Origin of the sequence: Massilia pinisoli, from assembly GCF_024753285.1 — a bacterium.
In the GTDB taxonomy this organism is placed as follows: domain Bacteria; phylum Pseudomonadota; class Gammaproteobacteria; order Burkholderiales; family Burkholderiaceae_D; genus Telluria; species Telluria pinisoli.
The window spans coordinates 82,208-106,593 of the sequence record NZ_JANUGW010000007.1; the positions used below are offsets into that span (position 1 = coordinate 82,208).

At 67.7% G+C, this 24,386-nt stretch carries 18 protein-coding genes; 12 read left to right on the forward strand and 6 right to left on the reverse strand.

The annotated features are described in order from the left end of the window. The first annotated feature begins 7 nt into the window (after positions 1–7). The 4 genes from NX784_RS11610 (at position 8) to NX784_RS11625 (ending at position 9,262) form a co-directional block, all read left to right on the forward strand. A complete protein-coding gene (locus tag NX784_RS11610) occupies positions 8–3,118 on the forward strand; it encodes a glycoside hydrolase family 2 TIM barrel-domain containing protein (protein WP_258816820.1) in 3,111 nt (1,036 codons plus the stop codon). A gap of 55 nt (positions 3,119–3,173) precedes the next feature. Continuing rightward, positions 3,174–5,237 carry a beta-galactosidase gene (locus NX784_RS11615; protein ID WP_258816821.1) on the forward strand — a complete coding sequence of 688 codons (2,064 nt, stop codon included), beginning with the start codon at positions 3,174–3,176 and terminating at the stop codon, positions 5,235–5,237. A gap of 137 nt (positions 5,238–5,374) precedes the next feature. Beyond that, positions 5,375–8,866, forward strand: a complete 3,492-nt coding sequence (locus NX784_RS11620; RefSeq protein ID WP_258816822.1) for an arabinofuranosidase catalytic domain-containing protein — start codon at positions 5,375–5,377, stop codon at positions 8,864–8,866. A 93-nt stretch (positions 8,867–8,959) separates the two neighbouring features. Then, a complete protein-coding gene (locus NX784_RS11625) occupies positions 8,960–9,262 on the forward strand; it encodes a YciI-like protein (protein ID WP_258816823.1) in 303 nt (100 codons plus the stop codon). Between the two features lie 6 nt (positions 9,263–9,268). Here the strand turns inward: NX784_RS11625 and NX784_RS11630 are convergent, their stop codons facing one another. Both NX784_RS11630 and NX784_RS11635 read right to left on the reverse strand, forming a co-directional pair. Further along, positions 9,269–10,765 (reverse strand): DUF3443 domain-containing protein, encoded by a 1,497-nt coding sequence (locus NX784_RS11630; RefSeq protein ID WP_258816824.1) that lies wholly within the window; start codon positions 10,763–10,765, stop codon positions 9,269–9,271. Then, positions 10,762–11,214 carry a DUF2844 domain-containing protein gene (locus NX784_RS11635; protein WP_258816825.1) on the reverse strand — a complete coding sequence of 151 codons (453 nt, stop codon included), beginning with the start codon at positions 11,212–11,214 and terminating at the stop codon, positions 10,762–10,764. Before NX784_RS11635 ends, NX784_RS11630 begins: the two co-directional genes overlap by 4 nt. Positions 11,215–11,513: 299 nt before the next feature. Between NX784_RS11635 and NX784_RS11640 the strand changes: the two genes are divergently transcribed. Genes NX784_RS11640 through pcp form a run of 3 tightly spaced genes read left to right on the forward strand, consistent with a single transcriptional unit; the run spans position 11,514 to position 13,835 of the window. Further along, on the forward strand, positions 11,514–12,203 hold the full coding sequence (locus NX784_RS11640; RefSeq protein ID WP_258816826.1) for a DUF969 domain-containing protein: 690 nt from the start codon (positions 11,514–11,516) through the stop codon (positions 12,201–12,203). Next, positions 12,200–13,156, forward strand: coding sequence for a DUF979 domain-containing protein (locus NX784_RS11645; RefSeq protein WP_258816827.1), 957 nt, complete (start codon positions 12,200–12,202; stop codon positions 13,154–13,156). Before NX784_RS11640 ends, NX784_RS11645 begins: the two co-directional genes overlap by 4 nt. Before the next feature lie 7 nt (positions 13,157–13,163). Beyond that, positions 13,164–13,835 (forward strand): pyroglutamyl-peptidase I, encoded by a 672-nt coding sequence (gene pcp, locus NX784_RS11650; RefSeq protein ID WP_258816828.1) that lies wholly within the window; start codon positions 13,164–13,166, stop codon positions 13,833–13,835. Positions 13,836–13,844: 9 nt separating this feature from the next. On the opposite strand, the gene NX784_RS11655 is transcribed toward pcp, so the two are convergent. Then, positions 13,845–14,768 (reverse strand): LysR family transcriptional regulator, encoded by a 924-nt coding sequence (locus NX784_RS11655; RefSeq protein ID WP_258816829.1) that lies wholly within the window; start codon positions 14,766–14,768, stop codon positions 13,845–13,847. Between the two features lie 77 nt (positions 14,769–14,845). On the opposite strand from NX784_RS11655, the gene NX784_RS11660 reads away from it, so the two are divergent. Further along, a complete protein-coding gene (locus NX784_RS11660) occupies positions 14,846–15,820 on the forward strand; it encodes an MBL fold metallo-hydrolase (RefSeq protein ID WP_258816830.1) in 975 nt (324 codons plus the stop codon). A 4-nt stretch (positions 15,821–15,824) separates the two neighbouring features. Here the strand turns inward: NX784_RS11660 and NX784_RS11665 are convergent, their stop codons facing one another. The 3 genes from NX784_RS11665 to NX784_RS11675 are packed head-to-tail and all read right to left on the reverse strand — an operon-like array spanning position 15,825 to position 18,773. Beyond that, positions 15,825–16,727, reverse strand: coding sequence for a LysR family transcriptional regulator (locus tag NX784_RS11665; protein ID WP_258816831.1), 903 nt, complete (start codon positions 16,725–16,727; stop codon positions 15,825–15,827). A gap of 7 nt (positions 16,728–16,734) precedes the next feature. Then, a complete protein-coding gene (locus tag NX784_RS11670) occupies positions 16,735–17,655 on the reverse strand; it encodes a pseudouridine-5'-phosphate glycosidase (protein ID WP_258816832.1) in 921 nt (306 codons plus the stop codon). 2 nt (positions 17,656–17,657) lie between these two features. Further along, on the reverse strand, positions 17,658–18,773 hold the full coding sequence (locus NX784_RS11675; RefSeq protein WP_258816833.1) for a carbohydrate kinase: 1,116 nt from the start codon (positions 18,771–18,773) through the stop codon (positions 17,658–17,660). A 217-nt stretch (positions 18,774–18,990) separates the two neighbouring features. Between NX784_RS11675 and xapA the strand changes: the two genes are divergently transcribed. The 4 genes from xapA to NX784_RS11695 are packed head-to-tail and all read left to right on the forward strand — an operon-like array spanning position 18,991 to position 24,376. Continuing rightward, entirely contained in the window at positions 18,991–19,821 is an 831-nt protein-coding gene (xapA, locus tag NX784_RS11680; RefSeq protein WP_258817000.1) for a xanthosine phosphorylase, read from the forward strand. Positions 19,822–19,839: 18 nt separating this feature from the next. After that, the gene (locus NX784_RS11685) at positions 19,840–21,033 is read left to right on the forward strand and encodes a phosphopentomutase (protein WP_258816834.1); all 1,194 of its coding nucleotides are present in this window, start codon (positions 19,840–19,842) and stop codon (positions 21,031–21,033) included. Then, on the forward strand, positions 21,030–21,986 hold the full coding sequence (gene deoC, locus NX784_RS11690; protein ID WP_258816835.1) for a deoxyribose-phosphate aldolase: 957 nt from the start codon (positions 21,030–21,032) through the stop codon (positions 21,984–21,986). Before NX784_RS11685 ends, deoC begins: the two co-directional genes overlap by 4 nt. A gap of 11 nt (positions 21,987–21,997) precedes the next feature. Further along, entirely contained in the window at positions 21,998–24,376 is a 2,379-nt protein-coding gene (locus tag NX784_RS11695) for an aldehyde dehydrogenase family protein (RefSeq protein WP_370662928.1), read from the forward strand. The last annotated feature ends 10 nt before the right edge of the window (positions 24,377–24,386 follow it).

The window sequence follows — 24,386 nt, forward strand, 5'->3', positions numbered from 1 at the left end:
GCAAGCGATGCGTAGCAAACCCTGTGTGACGATCACGTTCGTCCTGTCCGTTCTCTGCATGCCATCCGCGCACGCCGCCGAAGCCGCGGAGTGGGAACAGCCCGAGGTCGTCGCGATCAACCGCGAACCGATGAAGTCGACGTTCTTCAACTACGAGAGCGTCGAACTGGCGAACGCCGGCGACATGGCGAGATCGGGCCGGTACCGCTCGCTGGACGGGACCTGGCGCTTCACGTGGACGAAAGGCGTCGACAATCGCCCGGTCGATTTCTACAAGCCGGGCTATGACGTGTCGACGTGGACAAGCATCAAGGTGCCCGGGATGATGGCGGCGCAAGGCTATGGCCTGCCCGAGTACTACAACATCACGTATCCATTTCCCATGAACGAGCCGTTCATCCCGCATGACACCAACGAGGTGGGCTCGTACCGGCGCGAGTTCGAGATTCCGGCCGCGTGGGCCGGGCAGCAGGTCTTCTTGCACATCGGGGCGGCCGGGGCGGCCTATTACGTCTGGGTCAACGGCGCGAAGGTCGGCTATGCGGAAGATTCGAAACTGCCGTCCGAGTTCGCACTGACCCGGTTCGTCAAGCCTGGCAAGAACATGATTGCCATCGAGCTGTACCGGTATGCCGACGGGTCGTATCTGGAAGACCAGGATTTCTGGCGCGTCGCGGGGATCGAGCGCAGCGTCTACGTCTATGCGGAAGGGGCGACCCGCCTGCGCGACTATGCCGTCACGGCCGGGCTGGACAAGGCCTACGTGAACGGCGTGTTCGCGCTCGATGCGCAGCTCACCGGCGACGCGACCGTCGTCGCCACCGTGTATGACGGCGACACGGCCGTCCTGAGCAGCCGTGCGCAAGGGAGCGCGACGCAGCCGGCGAAACTGCGCGGCGAGATCCCCGCCGTCAGGCACTGGACTGCCGAGACGCCGTACCTCTATCGTCTCGTGATCCAGCTCCTCGACGCCAAGGGCAGGCTGATCTCGGCCACGGCGCGCAAGATCGGGTTCCGGACGGTCGAAATCCGCAATGGCGAAGTCGAGGTCAACGGTCGCCGCATCATGATCAAGGGGGTGAACCGGCACGAGCATGATCCCGTGACGTTCCACGTGATGTCCGAAGCGCTGATGCGCAAGGATATCGAGCTGATGAAGCAGGCGAACCTGAATGCGGTGCGCACCTCCCATTATCCGAACGATCCGCGCTGGTACGATCTCGCCGACGAGTATGGCTTGTACGTGCTCGATGAAGCGAATATGGAAAGCCACGGCTATATGCGGGCCGGGGACCGGGCCGGCAGCCCGGCGCGCGAAGCGATGCTGCTGGGGTACAAGGCCCATTGGCGGGCCGCCCAGCTGGACCGCGTGACACGCATGGTCGCGCGCGACCGGAATCATCCGTCCGTCATCTTCTGGTCGCTCGGCAACGAGTCCGGTATCGGCCCGAATTTCGAAGCGGCCGCACAGTGGATCCGCAAGAACGACCCGACCCGGCTGATCAGTTTCCTGGGCGTGGGTACCCACGAGGAGGAGCACCGGCCGAATGCGTACGTCGACATCTATGCCCCGATGTACGACGACATCGACAAGCTGCGCGATTACGCGAGCGACCCGCACTTCACGCAGCCTCTCATCGAGTGCGAATACGCCCACGCGGAAGGCAATGGCCTCGGCGACTTCGAGGACTATTGGCAGGTCATCCGTGCCCACAAGAAGCTGCAGGGCGGCTTCATCTGGGATTGGGTCGACCAGGGCGTCTATGCGAAGGATGCCGGGGGCCGCACGTACTGGGCCACCGGCCTCGATCTGAATCCGCTCCGCGGCGACGGCAGCGACCATGTCGCCAAGGGCCTGATCCGCGCGGACCGCACCACCTATCCCAAGTACTTCGAGGTGCAGCAGGTGCACTCGCCCTTCGTATTCCAGGGCGACCCGGCCAGCGGCAGACTCACCCTCGTCAACCGGTATGACTTCAACGACTTGTCCGGGTTCGACTTCATCTGGACGCTCGCCGATGATGGCCGCGAAGTGGCCAGCGGCAAACTCGTGGGGGCCAATGCCCAGGCGGGACGGAGCGAGGAGGTCGTCATCGACCTGCCGGCGGTGAAGAAAAGCCCGGGCGCCGAACGCGTCCTGACCATCCGCGGCCACGCGAAGGCCGGCGCCATTCCCGGCGTCGCCGCGGGTCAAGTCCTGGGGTTCTCGCAATTCGTGATCGCCCCGGCGCAGCTGCCCGCCAGGCCCGCCGGCGGCAAGGTGGACATGGCGCAGACCGATGCCGCCGTCACCCTGACGAGCGCCGGCGCCAGCCTGGCCATCGACAAGACGACGGGACTGGTGGCGTACTCGGCCAAGGGCAAGACGCTCTTCACGGGAGGGACACCGAATTTCTGGCGCGGATTGACGGACAACGACGATGGGGCGGGCGTGCAAAAATCGCACGCCGTGTGGCAGCGGATGACGGAGAAACGCCGCGTCGCCCAGATCGACGTGGGCGCCGACACGGTAACGGTGCACTTCGTCCTGGGCGCGGGCTTCGTCCACTTCGAGACCACGTACCGCCTGCAGGGCGACGGCAGCCTGGTCGTGGACAGCACGTTCACGCCGCTCAAGGACGATCTGCCGGACCCGCTGCGGATCGGCTTGCGCTTCGACTCGGCCCCGGAACTGAGCCAGCTCGCATGGTATGGCCGCGGGCCGCACGAGTCCTACGTCGACCGCCAGACCAGCGCCGCGCTCGGCCTGTACAAGGGGCCGGTCGCCGCCCAGTACCAGCATTACATGCGTCCGCAGGAAAGCGGGAACAAGACCGACGTCCGCTGGTTCCGCCTGACCAACGAGGCCGGCGCGGGCTTGCGCGTCAGGGGGGAGCAGCCGTTGTCCGTCAACGTGCTGGCCTTTCCTTACGAAGACCTGTACTTGCGCAAGCCAGGCGAACGGCATGATGTCGACATCACGCCGCACGGCAACGGCAGCATGCTGATCGACGCCGTGCAGGCGGGCCTCGGCGGCGACACCAGCTGGTCGCCGGAAGGCCGCCCCCTGGTCAAATACCGGATTCCGCTCAAGCCTCTCAGCTACCGCTTCACCATCGAGCCGGTGGGAGCGTGGTGATCGCCCCGCGCACACTGCCGCGCTCGATGAAAAAACACACGATAAGGAACCTCGCATGAAGTTGACGGCATTATGCCTGGCCGCCGCCGTGGCGCTCGCCTGCGCGGGACACGCGCACGCGCAAAGCGCCGACGGGCACACCGACTGGCCAGGGAAGGGGCAATTGTTTATCGGTACGTGCTACCAGCCTGTCGACCGCTCGCCGGAGCAGATCCGCACGGACATCGCCTTGATGAAGGCGGCGGGATTCTCGGTGGTCAGGATGGGCGATTTGTCCTGGGATTATTTCGAGCCGGCCGACGGTGTCTTCACGTTCAAGGCGTTCGACGCCGTGATGGACCAGATGCAGGCTGCCGGCATCAAGGTCATTCTCGACATTCCCGGGCTGCCGGCACCCCTGTGGCTGCACCAGAAATATCCCGGCGTCGATATCGTCGCGCAGAACGGCACGACGTTGTACCCGGCCACGCGCTATATGGACGACATCAGCGACCCCGATTACCGGCGCCTGGCCAGGCGCCTGGGCGACGCGCTCACCAGGCACTACGCGCACCATCCGGCCTTGCTGGCGATCGGCTACGACAACGAGATCGGCGCCAGCTTCATGTCGTATTCGGAACCCACGCGCCGGCGCTTCATCCGTTGGCTGAAGGACCGCTATGGCGGCCTGGCGGCGTTGAACAAGGCATGGGCGACGCAGCGCTGGTCGCGCCGCATCAGCGACTGGGACCAGGTGCGCCTGCCGTATGTCGATGGTCCGGGGCCGAACGAACGCAATCTCGACCTGCGCCGCTTCTGGTCGGACGTGACGATCGGGGTCTTGCAGGACCTGGAAGCCGTCCGCAAGAAGAACGTGCCCGGCAAGCCGGCCATCTCGAACCTGTACGATGTCCATGCGAACAAGGGATTCGACTATCTGGCGACGCACCGCCAGTATGTCAGCTACGGCGCGTTCGGCTACTACCACACCGAGGCGATTCCTGGCGCCTTCGAAACCCTGCTGATGAAGGGCGCGCTGTCGACGCCGGTCTGGTTTAACGAATTCCAGACCGGCGGCTTCGCGTCGCACGGCGTCAAGGGCAGGTCGCGCATGTGGGCCTATTTCGGCCTGCTCAACGGCGGCCAGGCGGCGCTGGCGTGGACCTTCAACACCCATCTGGGCGGCGAGGAGCAGGCGTTCTGGGGCCTCCTCGATCACGACGGCACGCCGTCATGGCGGCTGGCCGAGTGGGGCACCATGGCCGCCGAATTCAGGAAGATCGAGGGCCTGGGATTTCCGCGGCAGCCGAATCCCGGGATCGCCATGTCGTATTCGTTCGAATCGAGGGCGGCGTCGGCGCCGAAAATCGCCGGCAATGCGGTGAAGCGCTACTATACGACGCTTTACATCGACCAGAAGCACAATGCGTTCGGCCCGCTGTACCAGGACAATCTCGACGTCGCCGTCATCAATATCGGGCATGAAGACCTCAGCCGCTACAAGCTGCTGGTCATCGCCGGCGAGTATCTGATGGACCAGGCGGCGACCGATGCCGTCCGCCGTTATGTCCGCAATGGCGGCACGGTCATCATGACGGCGTTCTCGGACAAGGTGAACGAGACCGCGCAATGGTACGACACCCCCTTGCCCGGTCGCCTGGCCGACGTCTTCGGCTTGAAGACCAAGGAGTTCTACCAGCGTGACGAGCCGCTGGCGGGCATGATCAACGGCGCCGAATTCAAGACCACGATCAACTTCTACGAAGTGCTGGAGCCTTCCACCGCCAAGGTCGTGGCGCGGTTTTCGAATGTCGACGGCTCGCCCCCCGTCGTCACGGTCAACAGCTTCGGCAAGGGCCGGGCGATCTATGTTGCGACGCCGGCCCAACCGTCCATCATGCGGCCCTTGTATCGCAGTCTCTATGCGGAACTGGGGATCGTGCCCGGTCCCGAAACGCCGGATGGCGTGTTCGCTCGCGTGGTGGACGGACGGGTCCTGTATGTCAATACGACGACCGAGGCCAAGGACATACCGATCGCCGCGCAAGGCACAGGTGTGCTTTCGGGTGCCAGCTGGAAGGGCAATCTGCACCTCGCTCCGTATGGGGTCGACCTGGTACAACCCGCGGGCAATCCATAGCGTCGGGCTCAGGCATTACAAATCCGATATGGATCAAGAAGAAAAAGCAATTGGTCAAGGCCATGTAGTTCGCTCTACGATGGATGATTCCACAATTGGTTATCGATAACTAATCGATCCTTGAAAAGAACGAATTCATGCGAATCCTGAATGTAGCCGTCGGCCTGGCGCTCACGCTGGCGTTGACGTCGAGTGCACTGCAGGCCTGGGCCTCCGCCCAGGCAGTCCCGAAAGCCGCCGCGCGCGCCGCCCCGTCCCGGCCCGAGGGCCCTTGCGACGTCTACGCGAAGGCGGGCGCGCCCTGCGTGGCCGCGCACAGCAGCACGCGCGCGCTGTACGCCGCCTACGACGGGCCCCTGTACCAGGTCATGCGCCAGTCGGACGGCAAGACGCTCGACATCGGTGTCGTGCCACCGGCGCGCGGCCCCGTTCCCGACCCGGGCGGCTACGCGAATGCGAAGGCGCAGGACGCCTTCTGCGCCAACACCTATTGCTGGATCACGATCCTGTACGACCAGTCGGGCAAGCGCAACCACCTCGTGCAGGCGCCGCGCGGCACGTGGACGGGGCCCGCCCTGGGCGGCATGGACAATCTGCCGCTCGCCGACCTGGCGCCCGTCACCGTCATGGGGCACAAGGTCTATGGCGTGTACATCGCGCCGGGCATGGGCCTGCGCCTGAACGATACGCACGGTGTGCCCGTCGACGATCAGGCGGGCGGCCAATACGCCGTCATCAACGGCTATCACTACGACCAGGGCTGCTGCTTCGATTACGGCAACGGCGAGATCGACAGCATCGACGACGACAACGGCACGATGGAGGCGATCTATTTCGGCAACGCGACCGGCTGGTATCACGGCAGCGGGCCGGGGCCGTGGGTGATGGCCGACCACGAAAACAACCTGGTCGGTTGCGTCAACGACGACAAATCGAAGCTGTGCGCCAACCTGCCCACGCTCGCTGCGCGCTTCGTCACCGCCGTCACGAAAGGCAAGCCGGGACATTGGGCGACATTGGGCGGCGATGCCCAGCGGGGGCAATTGTCCGTCATGTATGAAGGCCGCCGCATCGATGCGTCGTACGACCCGATGCGCAAGCAAGGCGCCGTCATTCTCGGCAATGGCGGTGACAACAGCACGGCGTCGCAAGGCACGTTCTACGAAGGCGCGATGACGGCGCCGCGCACCTATCCGTCGAACGAGACGGACCAGCAGGTCGCGCGGAACGTGGCCGCCGCCCGCTACGACGTGGCGGCCGTCACCGTCGGGACCGCGCCCGACACTCCGTCCGCCCTGCACACGTTCGCGCCGCGGGACGCCCAGGACATGACGGTCACGTTCACGAATACGACGAGCCAACCCCTCCGTGGCGTCACGTTGTCGTTGAAAGTGCCGAAGGGCTGGCGCGCCGGCGCCGCGAAGTCCTTCGCCGACGCGATCGCGCCCGGCGCCAGCGTGCATGCCGTGTTCAAGGTGACGTCGGGCGCGGCGGCACTGAATGCCGACGTGAACGGCATCGCGACGTGGACCGATGCCACGTCTCATGCGCGCCGCGTCGAATCGGCCGCAGCGAAGGTGCGCAACGCGGCGCCCGTGAAGATCAACGAATTCCGCCTGAGCGACGGCGCGCGCGGCAACGCGACGAATGCCTTCATCGAGTTGTACAACGCGGGCGAAAAGCCGGCCGATATCTCGCACTGGACCTTCACCCAGCACGCGGCGCGCGAGCCCGTGTTCTCCGCAGTGAAGATGCCCGCCCACACGACGCTGGCGCCGCACGGCTTCTATGTGCTGGGCCTGTCCAACTCCGGCCTGGTGCTGCCCGCGGCGCCCGGCGACGCGACCATCCACGTGCGGAGTGTCGACGGCATCCAGCCGGGCGACACGATCGTCGTCGGCAACGGTGCGGACGGGGAAACGCGCAAGGTCGTCCGCGTCGGCACGGCGGCCGGCCAGGCAACGCCGCTGTGGCAGCCCCTTCCCGATGGCCCCATCATCACCATCCCGGCCGGTGCGACGAGCGTTCCCGTGACCACGACCGTGGGGTTCGCCGTCGGCGATACGCTCGCGCTGGGCTACGGCAGCACGTATCCCGCCGTCGGGCGCACGACGGAACACTACGAGAAAGTGACCATCACCGGCGTCGGCACGGCGGGCAGCCAGGCGTGGCTCGGCCTCGATGCGGCGGCGGGTTCGACCTCGATCCAGGTGACGTCGACCGACGGCATCGCCGCCGGCGATACGATCCGCCTCGACATCGACAGCGTCGACCACGGCATCGACACGGTCGCCGTCAAGAACGTAGGCACGGCCGCGCGCCGCACGAGCCTCGCGCGCGCTGCCGCCGCGGGCGCGACGACTGTTGTCGTGCATGGCGCGACCGGCTTCCCCACGCCGAAGTTCGTCGAGTACACGGCCGGGAAGGCCGTGATCGGCGCACCCGGCAGCCTCGAAACGGTGGAGATCGTCAAAGTCGAAGGCCAGCCCGGCACCGACCTCACCTTGACGATCGCGCCGGCGCTCGCGAAGAACCACGTGGCCAGCGAACCGTTCGTGGAGCCGGGCACGGGTGTCGAGCTGGCGGCGCCGCTGAAGTACGACCATGCCGCCAACCTGCCGTTCAGCGTGCGCGGCACGGGCATCCAGTTCACGCCCGCCACCCGTCACGCGCATGCGAGCAATGAACCGGTGCGCCCGGCCGGCAGCGGGATCGTGCTGGATCGCCCGCTCACCCGCGCCCATGCCACGGATGATGTGGTGCGGGTCGCGACCGTGACGACGGCCGGGTTCCAGGGCCCGCCGGACCAGTGGTTCGGCGGCCCGGCCGTCTCGCGCGAGGCGGGCAGCATGGTGCTGCGCGATGCGGCGGGCCACGTCGTCGACAGCTTGAATTACGGCGATGTCGTCGATCCGTGGGCGTCCGGCGGCTTCCGCGGCGCGGCCGGCAAGGCGGCCACCTGTCACGCGGACGCGCCGGGCGTCCCCGCCGCGCGGTCGTGGGAACGGCCACTCGCGGGCATCCCGTTCAGCGGCGCCGTCGCGGAAGTCGATGCGACGCAGGGCAGCACGGGCCGTTATCCGGACGGCCAGGACAGCGACCACGATTGCGCTGACTTCGTGACGGCCGCCTCGATCCGGACGGGCGGCGCCGTGGCGGGCGCGGCGCGCATCAACGTCACCACGACAGGGCATCTGGCGCCCGGCCAGAGCGTCGTCCTCGATGCGGGCGCCGATGCGGAGACGTTGACCGTCGCGACGGTCGGTTCGCACGGGATCACGCGCACGTCGGCGCCGGCGGACAAGGGCGCCACCGTCGTCCGCGTCGACGACCCGCATCCGTTCGTCGCCGGCCAGGCGCTCGTCGTCGGCAGCGGCGCGGACGAGGAGACGGGTGTCGTCACGGCCGTCGATACCGCCTGGCGGGCGGGCAAGCTGACGCTCGCGGCGCCGCTGGCGCATGCGCACGACGCGGGAGCGACCGTGGCGGGGACGGGCATCGCCTTCACCGGCCCGCTCGCCAAATCCCATCCCGTGGGCACCGTGATGACGGCGACGGGCGACCTGGCGACGCCGGGCGCGCCCAATCGCCACGTCCGTCCTGCAGCGGGCAACGCGTCGGCGCATTAGTGCAGCATGGGCTCGGCGGACGGGCGTGGCCCGGTCCGCCGTCGGTTACACTCGTCGTCGACCGATGTTGCAACCACGTCCAAGGAGAACGAAGTGCACTTTTTGCTGATCTATGAGCTGGCGCCCGACTATCTGGCGCGCCGCGGCGAATTCCGCAATGAACACCTGCAACTCGCCTGGGCGGCGCAGCAGAGGGGCGAAATCGTCATCGCCGGCGCCCTGGCCGACCCGGCCGACCAGGCCGTCCTGCTGTTCACGGGCGATTCGCCGGATGCGGCCGAGCGCTTCGCCCGCGCCGATCCGTACGTCGTGCACGGCCTCGTGAAGGCATGGCGCGTGCGGCCGTGGACGACCGTGGTCGGCAACGATGCCGCCAACCCGGTCCGTCCGGAGTAAGGCCGGTCAGAACGCCCAGTAGGGCCGGCTCGTGCTCGTCGCCATGCCCACGTAGACGTTGCGCCCGAAGAAGAAGGGCAGGCCCCAGTCGAACGCGCTGCTGCCGCGCTTCTTGGTGTCGTACTTGCCGCCGACCCAGCCCGCCACGGTGCCGCCCGGCAGGCGGTCGATGTCCGTGATGGTGAACGCCACGTCGCTCGACGCGCTGCCGTCGTAGGCCATCACCGTCGCGTTCAGGCTCTGGGGGCTCGTCGGGCAATAGAAGTCCGTGCTCAACGTGCAGGCCGGCAGGCTCGTGTCGCTGAAGTACAGGCCGTTCGACCCGCTGTCGATGAAGCTGGCGCTCATCGTCGTGCCCTTGTACACCGTCGTGAAGTCGCCGCTGGAATTGGCGACGTAGCGCGTTGCCGTGCCGAGCCCGTTGTTCGGCTGCGTGCCGATGCCGAACGTGAGCGTCCCCTTGAGCGACGTCGCGCCGCCCGTGCCGACGGACGGCAGCGATACGACGACGCCGTTGTTGTCGTTGGCGAATGCGCCGACCGGATTCGCGACCTGCTTGTCCAGCGCCAGCGCCGTCGACGTGCACGTGCCGTTCGCGCAGGCGTAATAGGTTGCGCTGATGGCGCTGCTCGCGCACGCGGGGCCGCAATCTTCCTTGAACAGTCCGACACCGAGGATGCCGTTGGCGCCCAGCGTCGCGACGGTGTTCATGCCGCTGCCGGTACTGCTGCACGACGTCGGCGCTGTCGACATGCCGCCCGGCGCCTGGCTGATCACCTGGATCGACTGCGCCGCCGCGGTCTCGCCGGCCAGCTTGATGTCGGCCTGCACGACGGCGCCCCACGTGTAGCCGCTCACGAACTGGCCGCATTCGCCGACGGCCGCGCCGGTGCTCGACGTCACGGTCGGCAGTGCCAGCGCGCCGTCCAGCGGGGCGATGAGACGGAGGCCATAGGAACCCGTGTCGAGCAGCACGTGGTCGATCGTCTGGCAGACCGTCGTGCCGGGGCGGCAGACGGTGACGCTCACGAACGGCGCGTTGAACTGGCCGCCCGCGCCCGCGGGGCCGTTGTCGACGATGATCGGCATCGAGTTCGCGGGCGCCGCCACTGTCACGGCCACGCTGTTGCTTGCCTGGCCACACGTGATCGTATAGGTGGCGGTATAGGTGCCGGCCTGCGCGGCCGGCGTCACCGGCTGGCTGCCGCTCGTGGCGACCTGGCCGGACCAGGCGCCGGACGCCGTGCATGCCGTCGCGCCCGTGTCCTGGGCGCTCCACGTCAAGGTCAGCGGCTGGCCGGCCGTGACGGTCGCGGTGGATGCGGAGATCGTGGCCGTCGGCTGGACGGCGGACGGGGCGGATGGGCTGGCCGCGGACACGGCGGTCGAGCCGGTGCTGCCGGTGCTGCTGCTACCGCCGCCGCCGCACGCGGTCAGGATCAGACAGGCGCACGTGGTCGCCAGCGCCGCGAGGCCGCGGCGTACATCGAGCATCGTCGTCATTCGAGGGTATCCGTGTCAAAGCCGGCCGGCAGCAGGCTGCGCACCCAGGCGCGGCCCGTGTAGGCGCGCATGTGGCCGGTCGATTCGATCGTCACGTCCGGGTTCGCGGCGCGGACCCAGTTGCGGCCCGCCTTCGGGTGGCGTGCGCTTTCGTTCGTGAGCGTGGTGAAATGCTGGCCCAGCAGGTCGCGCAGGTCGGGCAGGAACGGGCCGTTCCAGGTGACGGCGAATACGACGCCGTTCCTGCCCACGTATTCCCGCACCGTCGTGCCCGTCTCCAGCACCGTCGTGTTGACGGTGTAGCCGGCGGCCGCGGTACTGCCGGCTGCCGCCAGCGTCCTTGCCTGGTGCGCGCTCGTCGCGGCGGACAGCGCACTCGGCGCACGGCCCAGCGACGCGAAGCACGGCTGCGCCGTCAGTCCGGCGACGAGGCCGGCGGTTGCCAACAAGGCAAGGTGGAAGGGGAAACGAGGGTGGACAGCGTGAACCGAAGAGGAAGAAGTGGAGGGGCCGCGCGATGCGACGCCACCGGAAAACCGAGGCATGCAAGCTCCTGTCTGCAGAGATAGCTTGCAGTGTAGCGGTGTAACCGGTTGGGGCAGGGCGAAACTTTACAAGCACTTACAACATATGTTGCGTAGTGGCAACAGATTCGCTGATTCATTATTTCTGCACTGACGACTCCGCGACGAGCATCGGCTTGTCCGTAAGGTAAGATTCCGCACGCAACCACAACCGCTGGAGGACCATGCACACCGCCGTCAACCTGTGGCCGCTGCTCGGCATCGCCGTCGTCACCGCCGGATTCCTGTTGCGTCTCCATCCCGTGCTCGTCGTGATCGCCGCCTGCGGCGTGACCGGGTGGGCCGCGCACATGCCCGTCATGCACCTGCTGGAATCGCTCGGCCGTGCGTTCATCAAGACCCGCAACCTGCCGCTGATCCTGTTGCTGCCGCTGGCCGCCATCGGCCTGCTGGAGCGCTTCGGCCTGAAGGAGCATGCGCAGGCCAGCGTCGCGCGCATCCGCTCGGCGACGACGGGACGGCTGCTGACCGTCTACCTGCTGGCGCGCGAGGTCGCGGCCGCGTTCGGCCTCACGAGCCTGGGCGGCCACCCGAACATGGTGCGCCCGCTCGTCGCGCCGATGGCGGAGGCGGCGGCCGAGGCGCGCCACGGTACGCTGTCCGAGCCGCTGCGCCGGCACATCCGGGCAATGTGCGCCGCGACGGACAACGTCGGCCTGTTCTTCGGCGAGGACATCTTCGTCGCGTTCGGCGCCATCGTGCTGATGCAGACGATCCTCAAGGCCGAAGGGCTGGACGTCGATCCGATCCGCATGGCCTTGTGGGGCATCCCGACGGCGGTGAGCGCGTTCGTCATCCACGCGTGGAATCTGCGCCGGCTCGACGCGCGCATCCGGCGCGAGACCGCGCGATGATCGTTTCGCTCGACATCTTTTACGTCCTGGTCGGCCTCTTGTTCGCGGCGACGGCCGTCATGACGGTGCGCGACAGGGCGAACCCGCGGCGCATGACGACGGCGCTGTTCTGGGGCCTGTACGCGCTCGTCTATTTGCTGGGCGAACGGCTGCCGCCGGCCGTCGCGGGCGTGCTGATGATCGTGATGGCGCTCGTCGCCGGCGCGGGCCTCGTGCGGCCCGGCCGCGCCGCCGTCGTGCCGGAGGCGGAGCGGCAAGCCAGCGCCGCCCGGCTGGGCAACCGGCTGCTCGTGCCGGCGCTGGCGATTCCCGCCGTGACGATGCTGGGTTCCGTCGCGCTGAAGGACGTCCATCTCGGCGCCCGCTTTTTGCTCGACCCGAACAATGTGACGCTCGTCAGCATGGGCTGCGGCAGCGTCGCCGCGCTGGCGCTCGCGTGCGGGCTCACGCGCGCGACGCCGCTGCAGGGCGTGCGCGAGGCGCGCCGGCTGATCGACGCGATGAGCTGGGCCGTCGTGCTGCCGCACATGCTCGCGGTGCTCGGCCTGCTGTTTGCCGAGGCGGGCGTGGGCAAGGCCGTGGCGCACGTCGCGACCGCGTACCTGCCGCTCGATTCGCGCCTGCTCGCCTGCGCCGCATTCTGCGTGGGCATGGCATTATTTACCGTCGTGATGGGCAACGGCTTCGCCGCGTTTCCCGTCATCGCGGGCGGCATCGGGATTCCCGTGCTGGTCGGCGTCTACCATGCGAATCCCGCCGTGATGGCGGCGATCGGCATGTTCAGCGCCTACTGCGGTACCCTGATGACGCCGATGGCTGCGAATTTCAACGTCGTGCCGGTGCTGCTGCTCGACCTGCCCGACAAGAATGCCGTGATCAAGGCCCAGTTGCCGACCGCGCTGCCGCTGCTGGGCGCGAATATCGTCCTGCTGTATTGTTTGATGTATCGATGAGGCGAACATGACCGCATCCACCACACCTGCTCCCGTCAAGACCGTGCTGCTGACCGGCTTCGATCCGTTCAACGGCGCCACCATCAACCCGTCGTGGGAAGCCGCGCGCGCGCTGGACGGCTGGTCCGGGCCCGGCTTCACCGTTAGCGCGCGCCAGCTGCCGTGCGAATTCGGCCGCGCCACCGACGTCCTGCGCGACGCCGTGGCGGAGGTCAAGCCCCACGTCGTGATCGCCGTCGGGCAGGCCGGCGGCCGCTCCGAGATCTCGCTGGAACGCGTGGCCATCAACATCGACGACGCGTCCATCCGCGACAACGCGGGTGCGCAACCCGTCGACACGCCCATCGTGGCCGACGGCCCGCCCGCCTATTTCAGCACCTTGCCCCTCAAGGCCATCGTGAAGGCGCTGCGCCTGCGCGGCTTTCCGGCCAGCGTGTCGCAGACGGCCGGCACGTACGTCTGCAACCACGTGTTCTACGGCTTGATGCACCATGCGGCCGGACAGCCGCTGAAGGCCGGCTTCATCCACGTGCCGTTCCTGCCCGAGCAGGCGGCCGACCGGCCGGAGCGGCCGCCGTCGATGGCGCTGCGCGACATCGTCGACGCGCTGCGCATCGCGGTGGAGGTGGCGGTGGTCATGGAGACGGATACGCGCGAAGTGGGCGGCGCCACGCATTGACGCCCCGGGTCACGGGGCGGCACGCGCCACGTCCTCGATCACGCCCATCAACCAGTGCAGCGCGGCGTCGTCGTCGCGCCGTGCATGCCACCCCATCGAGACGGTGAAGCGGTCCAGCGCGACGGGCACCGCACTCGACGCGAGCTGTCCCGCCGCGGCCCAACGGTCGGCCAGCACCTCCGGGACCGTCGCCACGATGGCGCTCGCAGCGAGCACGCCGGGCACCGACGAGAAGCGCGGTGTCGTGTAGCGCACCTCGCGGCGCAGCCCGAGCCCGGCCAGCACCGCGTCGGTCGGGCCCTCGACGGCGCCCCGGTAGCTCACCAGCAGGTGCGGCACCGCGACGTACTGCGCCAGGGTCACCTCGCCCTTGAACGGCAGCTGGCGCGGGTCGTAGACGCAGCGGAATCCCATCGCGCGCAGCGGCCGCAGGCGCTGCCAGCGCGGTCCGGGACGCATGGCTGCCACGCCGAGTTCGATCTCGTCCTTGTCCAGCATGTCGCTGACGGCGAACGGATTGCTTTCCTTGAGCACGATGCGCACGTGCGGCGCCTGCTCGCGTACGCGTGCGAGCAGGGCGGGCATCAGCCAGTGCTCGACCCAGTCCGGCATCCCGACGACGAACAGCCGCTCGGCGCTGGCCGGGTCGAAGGCCGGCGGTACGGCGATCGCCTGTTGCAGCATCGTCAGCGCGGGCGCGATGGCGGCTTCCAGTTCGAGTGCACGCGGGGTCGGTTCCATGCCGCGCGTGCCGCGCACGAGCAACTCGTCGCCGAACAACTGGCGCAGGCGTGCCAGCGCCCCACTGACGGCCGGCTGGCCAAGGAACAGTTTGTGGGCGGCGGCCGACACGCTGCGCTCGCGCATCAGTACGAGGAACGTCACCATAAGGTTCAGGTCGACGCCTCTAAAATCATTTTCGCTGATTCCCATGATCTCGATAATCGATTTGATTGATGTGGTGCGCTATTGGATCATGGATGCATCGTTCAACACCAGAGGAGTCCACCATGACCAAGCTTTCGACCATCCTGCCACCCCTGTTCCTGACCGCCACGGCGCTGCTGGCAACGCCAGCCTGGCTGCCGGCGGCGCACGCGGCCGCACCGCAGGTGCGTACCCAGGCGCCCGGCTTTTATCGCGTTCTGCTGGGCGACGTCGAAATCACCGCGCTGTCGGACGGCACCGTGACCATCCCTCTCGACACGCTGCTGACGAACACCGGCGCGGCCCATGTGAAAGGCGTGCTGGCCACCCACCATCTCGGCACGCAGGTCGAGACGTCGATCAATGCCTATCTCGTCAACACCGGCAAGCGGCTGGTGCTCATCGACACGGGCGCCGGCGCCAGCTTCGGGACGCACGGCGGCCACCTGGCGGACAGCATCCGCGCCGCCGGCTACCGGCCGGAAGACGTCGACACCGTGCTGCTCACGCACATCCACGGCGACCACTCGAATGGCCTGACGATCGACGGCAAGGCCGTGCTGCCCAATGCGGAAGTGGTCGTGGCGAAGCGCGAAGCGGACGCCTGGCTCGATCCGGCCAACCGCACCAAGGTGCGTCCGGACAGCGTCCACGTCATCGATGAAGCGTTGGCGGCATTCGCGCCTTACCGGCAGGCGGGCCGGGTCCGCACGTTCGACGGTCCCGGCGAGGTGGTGCCCGGCATCCGCGCCGTGCCGGCACCGGGGCATACGCCGGGCCACACCGTGTACGAATTGACGGGCGGCGGCCAGACGATGCGCTTCGTGGGCGACACGCTGCATGCGAAGGACGTGCAGATGGCCGAGCCGCAGGTGACGATCCGGTTCGACGAAGACGCGAACGCGGCGCGGCGCCAGCGCGAGGCCTTGTTCGCGGATGCCGCCGCGCGCGGGATCATCGTGGCCGCGGCACACACTCCGTTCCCCGGCCTGGGCTACATCGAGCGCAACGGGAGCGCCTATACGTGGGCGCCGCTGAATTACAGCTCCCTGCGTTGACGGCTTACTCGCCCGCCGGATTCAGGATGTTGAGGAACGCCCGTACGACGGGCGCATCGTCCTGCGTCGGGTAGCTGATGTAGAGATTGGCCGACGGCGGATTCGTGCGGATCGGCAGGAAGCGCACACCCGGCCAGCCGATGCGGCTCGTCGTCGACGGCATCAGTGCCACGCCGAGCCCTGCGCCCACCATCGCGAGCAGCGTCTGCGGCTCGGCCGCTTCCTGGAAGATCGTCGGCTGGAAGCCCGCGTTGACGCAGCACTGGATCAGGTAGCGCGGCTCGGCCGACTGGTCCAGGTGCAGGGTCAGCATCGGTTCGTGGGCGATGTCGATCAGCTCGATGGCGCTCTGCTGCGCGAGCGGGTGCTGGTCGCTGATCGCGACGCACACGTCCTCGCGGAAGCACAGTTCCTGGCGCAGGCCCGCATTCCTCAGCATGTCCTCGTCGATTTTCGGTTCGCGCCAGAAGCCGACGTCGATCTGCTTGCCGCGCAGCGCATCCCACTGGTCGTTCGGACCCAGCTCGTGGATGGTCCACGTCACGCGCGGGAACTGGCTCTGGAACTGTTCCAGCAGACCGGGGATCGGGCCCCACATCGCGGAGCCCACGATGCCCACGCGCAGGCGTCCCACCTCGCCGCGGTCGATCTGGCGGATCGTGTCGATGGTCATGCGCATGCGGCCCAGCAGGTCGGCCGCCTCGTGCATCAGCGCCTTGCCGGCCACGGTCAGCTCGAAGCTGCGCGTCGTGCGCGCGAACAGGCGCACGCCCAGCTCACTCTCCAGCTTCATGATCTGCTGCGACAGCGGGGGCTGCGAGATGTGCAGGCGCTCGGCCGCGCGCGAAAAGCTCTTTTCTTCGGCCACCGCCAGGAAGTATTTCAGCTGCTTCAGGTCGATCGACATGATGGTCTCACACGTGGGCGGCCGCGTGCAGCGCCACCGCGAGGCGCGCGCCGACGAGCGCATTGTTCTTCACGAGCGCGATGTTGGTGGCGAGGCTGCGGCCGCCCGTCAGGTCCTTGATGCGGGCGAGCAGGAACGGCGTCACGGCCTTGCCTTTCACGCCCTGCGCATCCGCCTCGCGCAGCGCCTGCGCGATGATGCCGCCGATCTCGTCGTTCCGCAGCGCGGATTCCACCGGCACCGGATTGCTGACGACGACGCCGCCCGTCAGGCCCAGCTGCCACTTGGTGCGGATGAAGCGGGCCTGCTGTGCCTGCGTGTCGAGCTGGAAGTCCGCATTGAAACCGGATTCGCGCGTGAAGAACGCGGGGAAGCCCGGCTGGCCGACGCTCACGACCGGGACGCCGTGCGTTTCCAGGTATTCCAGGGTGAGGCCGATGTCGAGGATCGATTTCACGCCCGCGCACACGACGGCGACGTTCGTACGCGCCAGTTCCTGCAGGTCCGCCGAGATGTCGAAGCTCGTCTCGGCGCCGCGGTGCACGCCGCCGATGCCGCCCGTGACGAACACCTCGATGCCGGCCAGCGCCGCGCAGATCATCGTCGCGGCCACGGTCGTCGCGCCCAGCTTTTTCTCGGCCAGCACGTACGCGAGGTCGCGCCGGCTGACCTTCAGCGCGTCGTGCGCGTTGCCCAGCTGTTCGAGCTGGGCGTCGGACAGGCCCACGCAGATCCTGCCGTCGATGAGGGCGATCGTGGCGGGCACGGCGCCCGCGTCGCGGATGACCTGCTCGACCTCGCGCGCCGTCTGCACGTTCTGCGGGTAGGGCATGCCGTGCGAGATGATCGTCGACTCGAGCGCGACGACGGGCTTGCCGGCCGCGCGCGCGGCCGCCACTTCGGGGGAAAACTGGAGGAAGGCTTGCATGTTCAGTCCTGTGAAAGCAAAGGATGTTCGGTGGCGAGGCTGTCCGGCCCCAGGCCCGGGTGCACGGTCTCGGGCACGCTCAAGGTGAGCGACGACAGGTGCAGGCCGCGCCGGCACGCGAGCACGAGGTCGTCGGCACCGTCGTCCTGCACGAGCGACCAGCAGACGGCCGCGGCGAACGCGTCGCCGGCGCCCGTCACGTCGACGACGCTTGCCGCCGGCGCGGGCAGGTCGACGATGCCGCCGCCCGCGGTGACGAGCACGCCGCGCGCGCCGCGCGTGACGATCACGTCGCGCGCGCCCTGCGCCTGCACGTCGCGCATGGCGGTGCCGATCGCATCGTCGTCAGGCAGCGGGCGCCCGACGCGGGCCGCCAGTTCGCCGGCGTTCAGGATCAGCAGGCGCACGCCGGCCAGATCGGCGGGCAGGCGCGCCATCTTCGGTTCGGACACGGCCACGAGCACGAGCGGCGTGCCGGCGCGGCGTGCCTGCGCGGCGAGGGCGGCGACGGTGTCCTGCGGCAGGTTCAGGTCGGCCACGACGAGGCCCGCGCCCGCGAGCTGTGCCTGGCGCGCATCGATGAACGCCGGCTCCATGCGGTCGTACAATGCCATGTCGGCCAGCGCGACGACCATTTCGCCGTCCCGGTCCAGCACGGCCGTGTACGTGCCGCTGCAGCAGCCTTCGAGGCGCAGCGCGCCGCGTACGTCGATGCCGAGGGTTTCCGCATGGTCGAGCAGGGCGGCGCCGGACGAATCGGTCCCGATGGCCGTCAGCAGGGCGACCGTCGTGCCGAGGCGCGCGAGGTTTTCCGCGATATTGCGTGCCACGCCGCCGAACGATTCGCTCTGGCTGGCCGGGTTCGACGTGCGCAGCGCGATGGCGTCGACGGAACGGAGCTTGCGGTCGAGGTTGGCCGCGCCCACGCAGACGACGGGGCGGCGGTCCGGCAGCACGTAGGCGCGTCCCAGCAGCTTGCGCTCGCGGATCAGGCCCGCGATATAGCCGGCGACTGCCGAGCGCGACAGCCCGAGCTGGTTCGCCAGCTCCTGCTGCGAGATGAACGGGTTCGCGCGGATGGCCTCGTACAGCTGTTGTTTCTTCGACGGTTCGGTCACGGTTGGAGATGGGTTAAACTTTTGTTTTTAATCTTAAACATTTGTTTGGTCGCGGTCAACGCGTTCGCAACCAGTCTAGCGCGGATTTATACTGTGAAGATATAAATCGACCAGAAAAATGGTATTTGCCATACCAATCGACAATCATGCATAGTTGCCACATTTCGGTGCACCGCCGCGCCTCATCCTCGACCAGACCGCGACAATGACTACTCACCTGTTCAGCAATTCCCCCTTCGAAGCCGCCGACGTCATCCGCGCCCGCAAGCCGGGCTTCACGCCGCGCGTGGCCCTGATCCTCGGTTCCGGCCTCGGCGTGCTGGCCGAACAGATGACGGACGCGGTGGCGATCAGCTATGCCGACCTGCCGGGCTTCCCCATCAGCACCGTGCATGGCCACGCGGGCGAACTGGTGCTGGGCACGTTGGCGGGCGTCCCTGTCGCGTGCATGAAGGGCCGCGGCCATTTCTATGAAGGCTACGGCCCGGGCGTGATGACGTCCGCGGTGCGCACGTTCAAATTGATCGGCTGCGAACTGCTGTTCGTGACGAATGCCGCGGGGTCGCTGCGGCCGGAGGTGGACGCGGGCAGCGTCGTCGCGCTGACGGACCACATCAACCTGCTGCCGGGCAGCCCGATGGCCGGCCCGAACGACGACCGCTTCGGTCCGCGCTTCTTCAGCATGGCCAACGCGTACGACGCGGACATGCGCGACCTCGTCAAGGCGACGGCGGCCGAGAAGGGCATCACCCTGCACGAAGGCGTGTACCTGGCGTGCCCGGGCCCGAACTTCGAGACGGCCGCCGAGATCCGCGCATTCAAGACGCTGGGTGCGGACGTCGTCGGCATGTCCGTCGTCCCCGAGGTGATCGCGGCGCGCCACTGCGGGCTGAAGGTCGCGGGCATGTCGGCCATCACCAACCTGGCGGAAGGCTTGACGCCGTTCCCGCTGTCGCACGAGCAGACGCTGAAGTATGCTGCGGTTGCGGCCAAGGACATGGTCACGCTGATCCACGGCTTCATCGAACGTCTGGGCAAGACGGCTTGATTTTAAGGAAGGGATAACATGTCACGCGCATTCATCCTCCTGCTGGACTCCTTCGGCCTGGGCGCCTTGCCCGATGCCGACAAATACGGCGACGCGGGCGCGAACACGCTCGGCCATATCGCGAAGTGGGCGGCGGACGCCGGTACGCCCATGTCGCTGCCGAACCTGGAAAAGATCGGCCTCGGCGCCGCCGCGCACAAGGCCAGCGGCGCGTGGCCCGCGGGCTTCGCGCAGCGCGACGGTTTCACGGGCGCCTGGGGCGTCGCGCGCGAGCGCTCGACCGGCAAGGACACGCAGAGCGGCCACTGGGAAATCGCCGGCGTGCCCGTGCTGTTCGACTGGGGCTACTTCCCGAAGACGGTCCCCACGTTCCCGCAAGAGCTGACGGATAAACTGGCGGAGATCACGCAGGTGCCGGGCTGGCTCGGCAACTGCCATGCGTCCGGCACCACGATCATCACGGAGCTGGGCGACGAGCACGTCGCCACCGGCAAGCCGATCATCTACACGTCGGCCGACTCCGTGATGCAGATCGCCGCGCATGAAGAGCACTTCGGCCTCGAGCGCCTGTACCAGGTGTGCGAAGCCGCGTATGAACTGGTCAAGCCGTACAACATCGGCCGCGTGATCGCGCGTCCGTTCACGGGCGCCAACGGCAACTACAAGCGCACGAGCAACCGCCACGACTACGCCGTGCCGCCCGTCGCGCCCACGTTGCTGGACCACGTGAAGGATGCCGGCGGCGAAGTGATCGCGCTCGGCAAGATCAGCGACATCTTCGCGGGCCAGGGCGTCACGCAACTGATCAAGGGCGCCGACAACATGGCGCTGTTCGACCGCCTGCTGGAAGTCGCCGACACGGCACCCGACAAGTCGCTGACGTTCGTGAACTTCGTCGACTTCGACATGCACTTCGGCCACCGCCGCGACGTCGCGGGCTATTCGAACGCGCTGCACGAGCTGGATGCGCGCCTGCCGGACTTCATCGCGAAGCTGAAAGAGGGCGACCTCGTCGTCATCACGGCGGACCACGGCTGCGACCCGACGTGGCCCGGTTCCGACCACACGCGCGAACACATCCCGATGCTGTTCTTCGGCCCGGCCGCGCCCGCGCGCGAGCTGCCCGTGTCCGACACGTTCTCCGACATCGGCGCCACCTTGGCGCACCACCTCGGCGTCAAACCTACTGCCAACGGAACCGCATTGTTATGAGCCCGAACCTCGATTTCAAACGTAATACCGCGATCGACCTGGACCTGGGCTGGATCAACCACCTGAAGGTCAACCGCAACGCCGCGGACCGCCGCGCCGCGAGCCTCGCGAACCGCCGCACGGTCAAGAAGGAATACCAGGCCGCGTGGCTGATCCGCGCCATCGAGTGCATCGACCTGACCACGCTGTCCGGCGACGACACGCCGGGCCGCGTGGAGCGCCTGTGCCGCAAGGCGATGCGGCCGCTGCGCGCGGACCTGATGCAGGCGCTGGGCATCGACTCCCTGACGACGGGCGCCGTGTGCGTGTACCACGAGATGATCCAGCCGGCCGTGCACGTGCTGCAGGGCCGCCTGCCGATCGCCGCCGTGTCGACCGCGTTCCCGGCCGGCCTGTCGAGCCTCGAGACGAAGATCCGCGAGATCGAGCTGTCCGTCGCGGCCGGCGCCACCGAGATCGACATCGTCATCACGCGCCAGCACGTCCTGACGGGCAACTGGCAGGCGCTGTACGACGAAATGGTCGCGTACCGCCAGGCGTGCGGCGACGCACACGTGAAAGCGATCCTCGCGACGGGTGATCTCGTCACATTGGAAAACGTAGCAAAAGCATCGTGGGTCTGCATGATGGCAGGCGCCGATTTCATCAAGACATCGACCGGCAAGGAAGGTGTGAACGCGACCATTCCCGTGTCGCTGGTGATGGTACGAGCGATCCGCGAGTACTATGAACGCACCGGCTACAAGGTCGGCTACAAGCCGGCCGGGGGTGTGTCCTCCGCCAAGACCGCGCTGCAATACCTGACCGTGATGAAGGAAGAGCTGGGCAACGAATGGCTGCAACCGCATCTGTTCCGCATCGGTGCCTCCAGCCTCCTGACCGACATCGAGCGCCAGCTCGAGCATTACGTCACCGGCAGCTATTCGGCCGCCCATCGTCACGCGCAACCTTGATCGGACCTGTCATGCCCACTATTAAAGAGATTCTGCAAACTATGGACTACGGCCCCGCACCCGAGAGCACCAAGGAAGCGCAAGCGTGGCTGGACACCCATGGCCGCCGTTTCGGCCTGTTCGTCGACGGCGCCTGGACGGATGCGACCGAGACGTTCGGCTCGTTCAACCCGGCCGACGGCAGCGAACTGGCGCAAGTGACGCAGGCGTCGCAGGCGGATATCGACCGCGCCGTCGACGCCGCGCGCCGCGCGCAGCCGGGCTGGGTCGCCCTCGGTGGTCACGGCCGCGCGAAAGTGCTGTATTCGCTGGCGCGCCTGCTGCAAAAGCACTCGCGCCTGTTCGCCGTGTTGGAAACGCTGGACAACGGCAAGACGATCCGCGAAACGCGCGACGCCGACCTGCCGCTGGCCGCTCGTCACTTCTATCACCACGCCGGCTGGGCCCAGCTGCAGTCGGAAGAATTCGCGGACTACCGCGCCGTCGGCGTCGTCGGCCAGATCGTGCCGTGGAACTTCCCGCTGCTCATGTTGGCCTGGAAGATCGCGCCGGCGCTCGCCGCGGGGAACACGGTCGTCTTCAAGCCCGCCGAATTCACGTCGTTGACCGCGCTGCTGTTCGCGGAGATCTGCCAGCAGGCCGGCGTGCCGGCCGGTGTCGTCAACATCGTCACGGGCGATGGCCGCGTGGGCGAGGCGATCGTGAATCACCCCGGCATCGACAAGCTGGCGTTCACCGGCTCGACGGAAGTGGGCCGCATCATCCGCAAGGCCACGGCCGGTACCGGTAAAAAACTGTCGCTGGAACTGGGCGGCAAGTCGCCGTTTATCGTGTTCGACGACGCCGACCTGGATGCGGCCGTCGAAGGCCTCGTCGACTCCATCTGGTTCAACCAGGGCCAGGTCTGCTGCGCCGGTTCGCGCCTGCTCGTGCAGGAATCGGTCTACCCGCGCTTCATCGAGAAGGTCAAGGCACGCATGCGCAACCTGCGCGTCGGCTCGCCGCTGGATAAATCGAATGATATCGGCGCGCTCGTCGACCCCGTGCAGCAGCAGCGCATCCACGGCCTCGTGGAATCGGCGCGCGCGGAAGGGTGCGAGATCTGGCAGCCGGAAGCGGAGACGCCGCAGGCAGGCGCCTGGTACCTGCCCACGTTGATCACGGGCGCGTCGACGTCCGCCGTGGTCGCGCAGACGGAGATCTTCGGGCCCGTGCTCGTCGCGTCGAGCTTCCGCACGCCGGGCGAAGCCGTGCAGCTCGCGAACAATACCGTGTACGGCCTGGCGGCATGCGTGTGGAGCGAGTCGATCAGCCTCGCGCTGGACGTCGCCCCGCAGATCAAGGCCGGTGTCGTGTGGATCAACACGGCGAACCAGTTCGATGCCGCGTGCGGCTTCGGCGGCTACAAGGAATCGGGCTTCGGCCGCGAAGGCGGCAAGGAAGGCATGACCGAGTACCTCGTGCCGCTGGCGGAAGATGCGCGTCCGGCTGCACCGGTCGTTGCCGAAAAAGGGAAAGTCAAACCGACCGGTGGCGACAGCCCGTTCGCCGTCGACCGCACCGCGAAGCTGTACATCGGCGGCAAGCAGGCGCGCCCGGACGGCGCGTACAGCCGCGCGATCATTGGTGCGAACGGCGACTTCCTCGCCGACGTGGGCGAGGGCAACCGCAAGGACATCCGCAATGCCGTCGAAGCCGCGCACAAGGCGTCCGGCTGGGCGAAGGCCACGGCGCACAACCGCGCGCAGGTGCTGTACTACATCGCCGAGAACCTGGCGATCCGCGCCGACGAATTTAGCGCCCGCATCGCCGCGCAGACGGGTGCCAAGGATGCCGCACGCGAAGTGCAGGCGTCGATCGAGCGCCTGTTCTACTGGGCCGCGTGGGCCGACAAATACGACGGCCTCGCGCACCAGCCGCCGATGCACGGCATCACCGTCGCGCTGAACGAGCCGGTGGGCGTGATCGGCATCGTGTGCCCGAACGAGAACCCGCTGCTGGGCTTCATCTCGCTCGTGGCGCCCGCGCTGGCGCTGGGCAACCGCGTAATCGCGGTGCCGTCGGAAGCGCATCCGCTGTCCGCGCTCGACCTGTACCAGGTGCTCGACACGTCCGACCTGCCGGGTGGCGCGCTGAACATCGTCACGGGCAGCCACGACGAGCTGGCGCGCACGCTGGCGTCGCACTTCGACGTGGATGCCGTGTGGCGCCACGATGGGTCGGCCGAGGGCTGTGCGGAAGTGGAGAAGCTGTCGGCCGAGTCGCTCAAGCGCACGTGGACGGGCGGCGCGAAAGGGCGCGACTGGTTCGATGCGAAGCAGGCGGGCGGGCGTGCCGTTCTGCAGCACGCGAGCCAGGTCAAAAATGTGTGGATTCCGTACGGCGTGTGAGATAACGAAA

Coding starts and splice junctions, on each gene's coding strand:
- NX784_RS11610 (WP_258816820.1), top strand. CDS start 8: ATGCGTAGCAAACCCTGTGTGACGATCACGTTCGTCCTGTCCGTTCTC.
- NX784_RS11615 (WP_258816821.1), top strand. CDS start 3,174: ATGAAGTTGACGGCATTATGCCTGGCCGCCGCCGTGGCGCTCGCCTGC.
- NX784_RS11620 (WP_258816822.1), top strand. CDS start 5,375: ATGCGAATCCTGAATGTAGCCGTCGGCCTGGCGCTCACGCTGGCGTTG.
- NX784_RS11630 (WP_258816824.1), bottom strand. CDS start 10,765: ATGACGACGATGCTCGATGTACGCCGCGGCCTCGCGGCGCTGGCGACC.
- NX784_RS11640 (WP_258816826.1), top strand. CDS start 11,514: ATGCACACCGCCGTCAACCTGTGGCCGCTGCTCGGCATCGCCGTCGTC.
- NX784_RS11645 (WP_258816827.1), top strand. CDS start 12,200: ATGATCGTTTCGCTCGACATCTTTTACGTCCTGGTCGGCCTCTTGTTC.
- pcp (WP_258816828.1), top strand. CDS start 13,164: ATGACCGCATCCACCACACCTGCTCCCGTCAAGACCGTGCTGCTGACC.
- NX784_RS11655 (WP_258816829.1), bottom strand. CDS start 14,768: ATGGGAATCAGCGAAAATGATTTTAGAGGCGTCGACCTGAACCTTATG.
- NX784_RS11660 (WP_258816830.1), top strand. CDS start 14,846: ATGACCAAGCTTTCGACCATCCTGCCACCCCTGTTCCTGACCGCCACG.
- NX784_RS11665 (WP_258816831.1), bottom strand. CDS start 16,727: ATGTCGATCGACCTGAAGCAGCTGAAATACTTCCTGGCGGTGGCCGAA.
- NX784_RS11670 (WP_258816832.1), bottom strand. CDS start 17,655: ATGCAAGCCTTCCTCCAGTTTTCCCCCGAAGTGGCGGCCGCGCGCGCG.
- NX784_RS11685 (WP_258816834.1), top strand. CDS start 19,840: ATGTCACGCGCATTCATCCTCCTGCTGGACTCCTTCGGCCTGGGCGCC.
- deoC (WP_258816835.1), top strand. CDS start 21,030: ATGAGCCCGAACCTCGATTTCAAACGTAATACCGCGATCGACCTGGAC.
- NX784_RS11695 (WP_370662928.1), top strand. CDS start 21,998: ATGCCCACTATTAAAGAGATTCTGCAAACTATGGACTACGGCCCCGCA.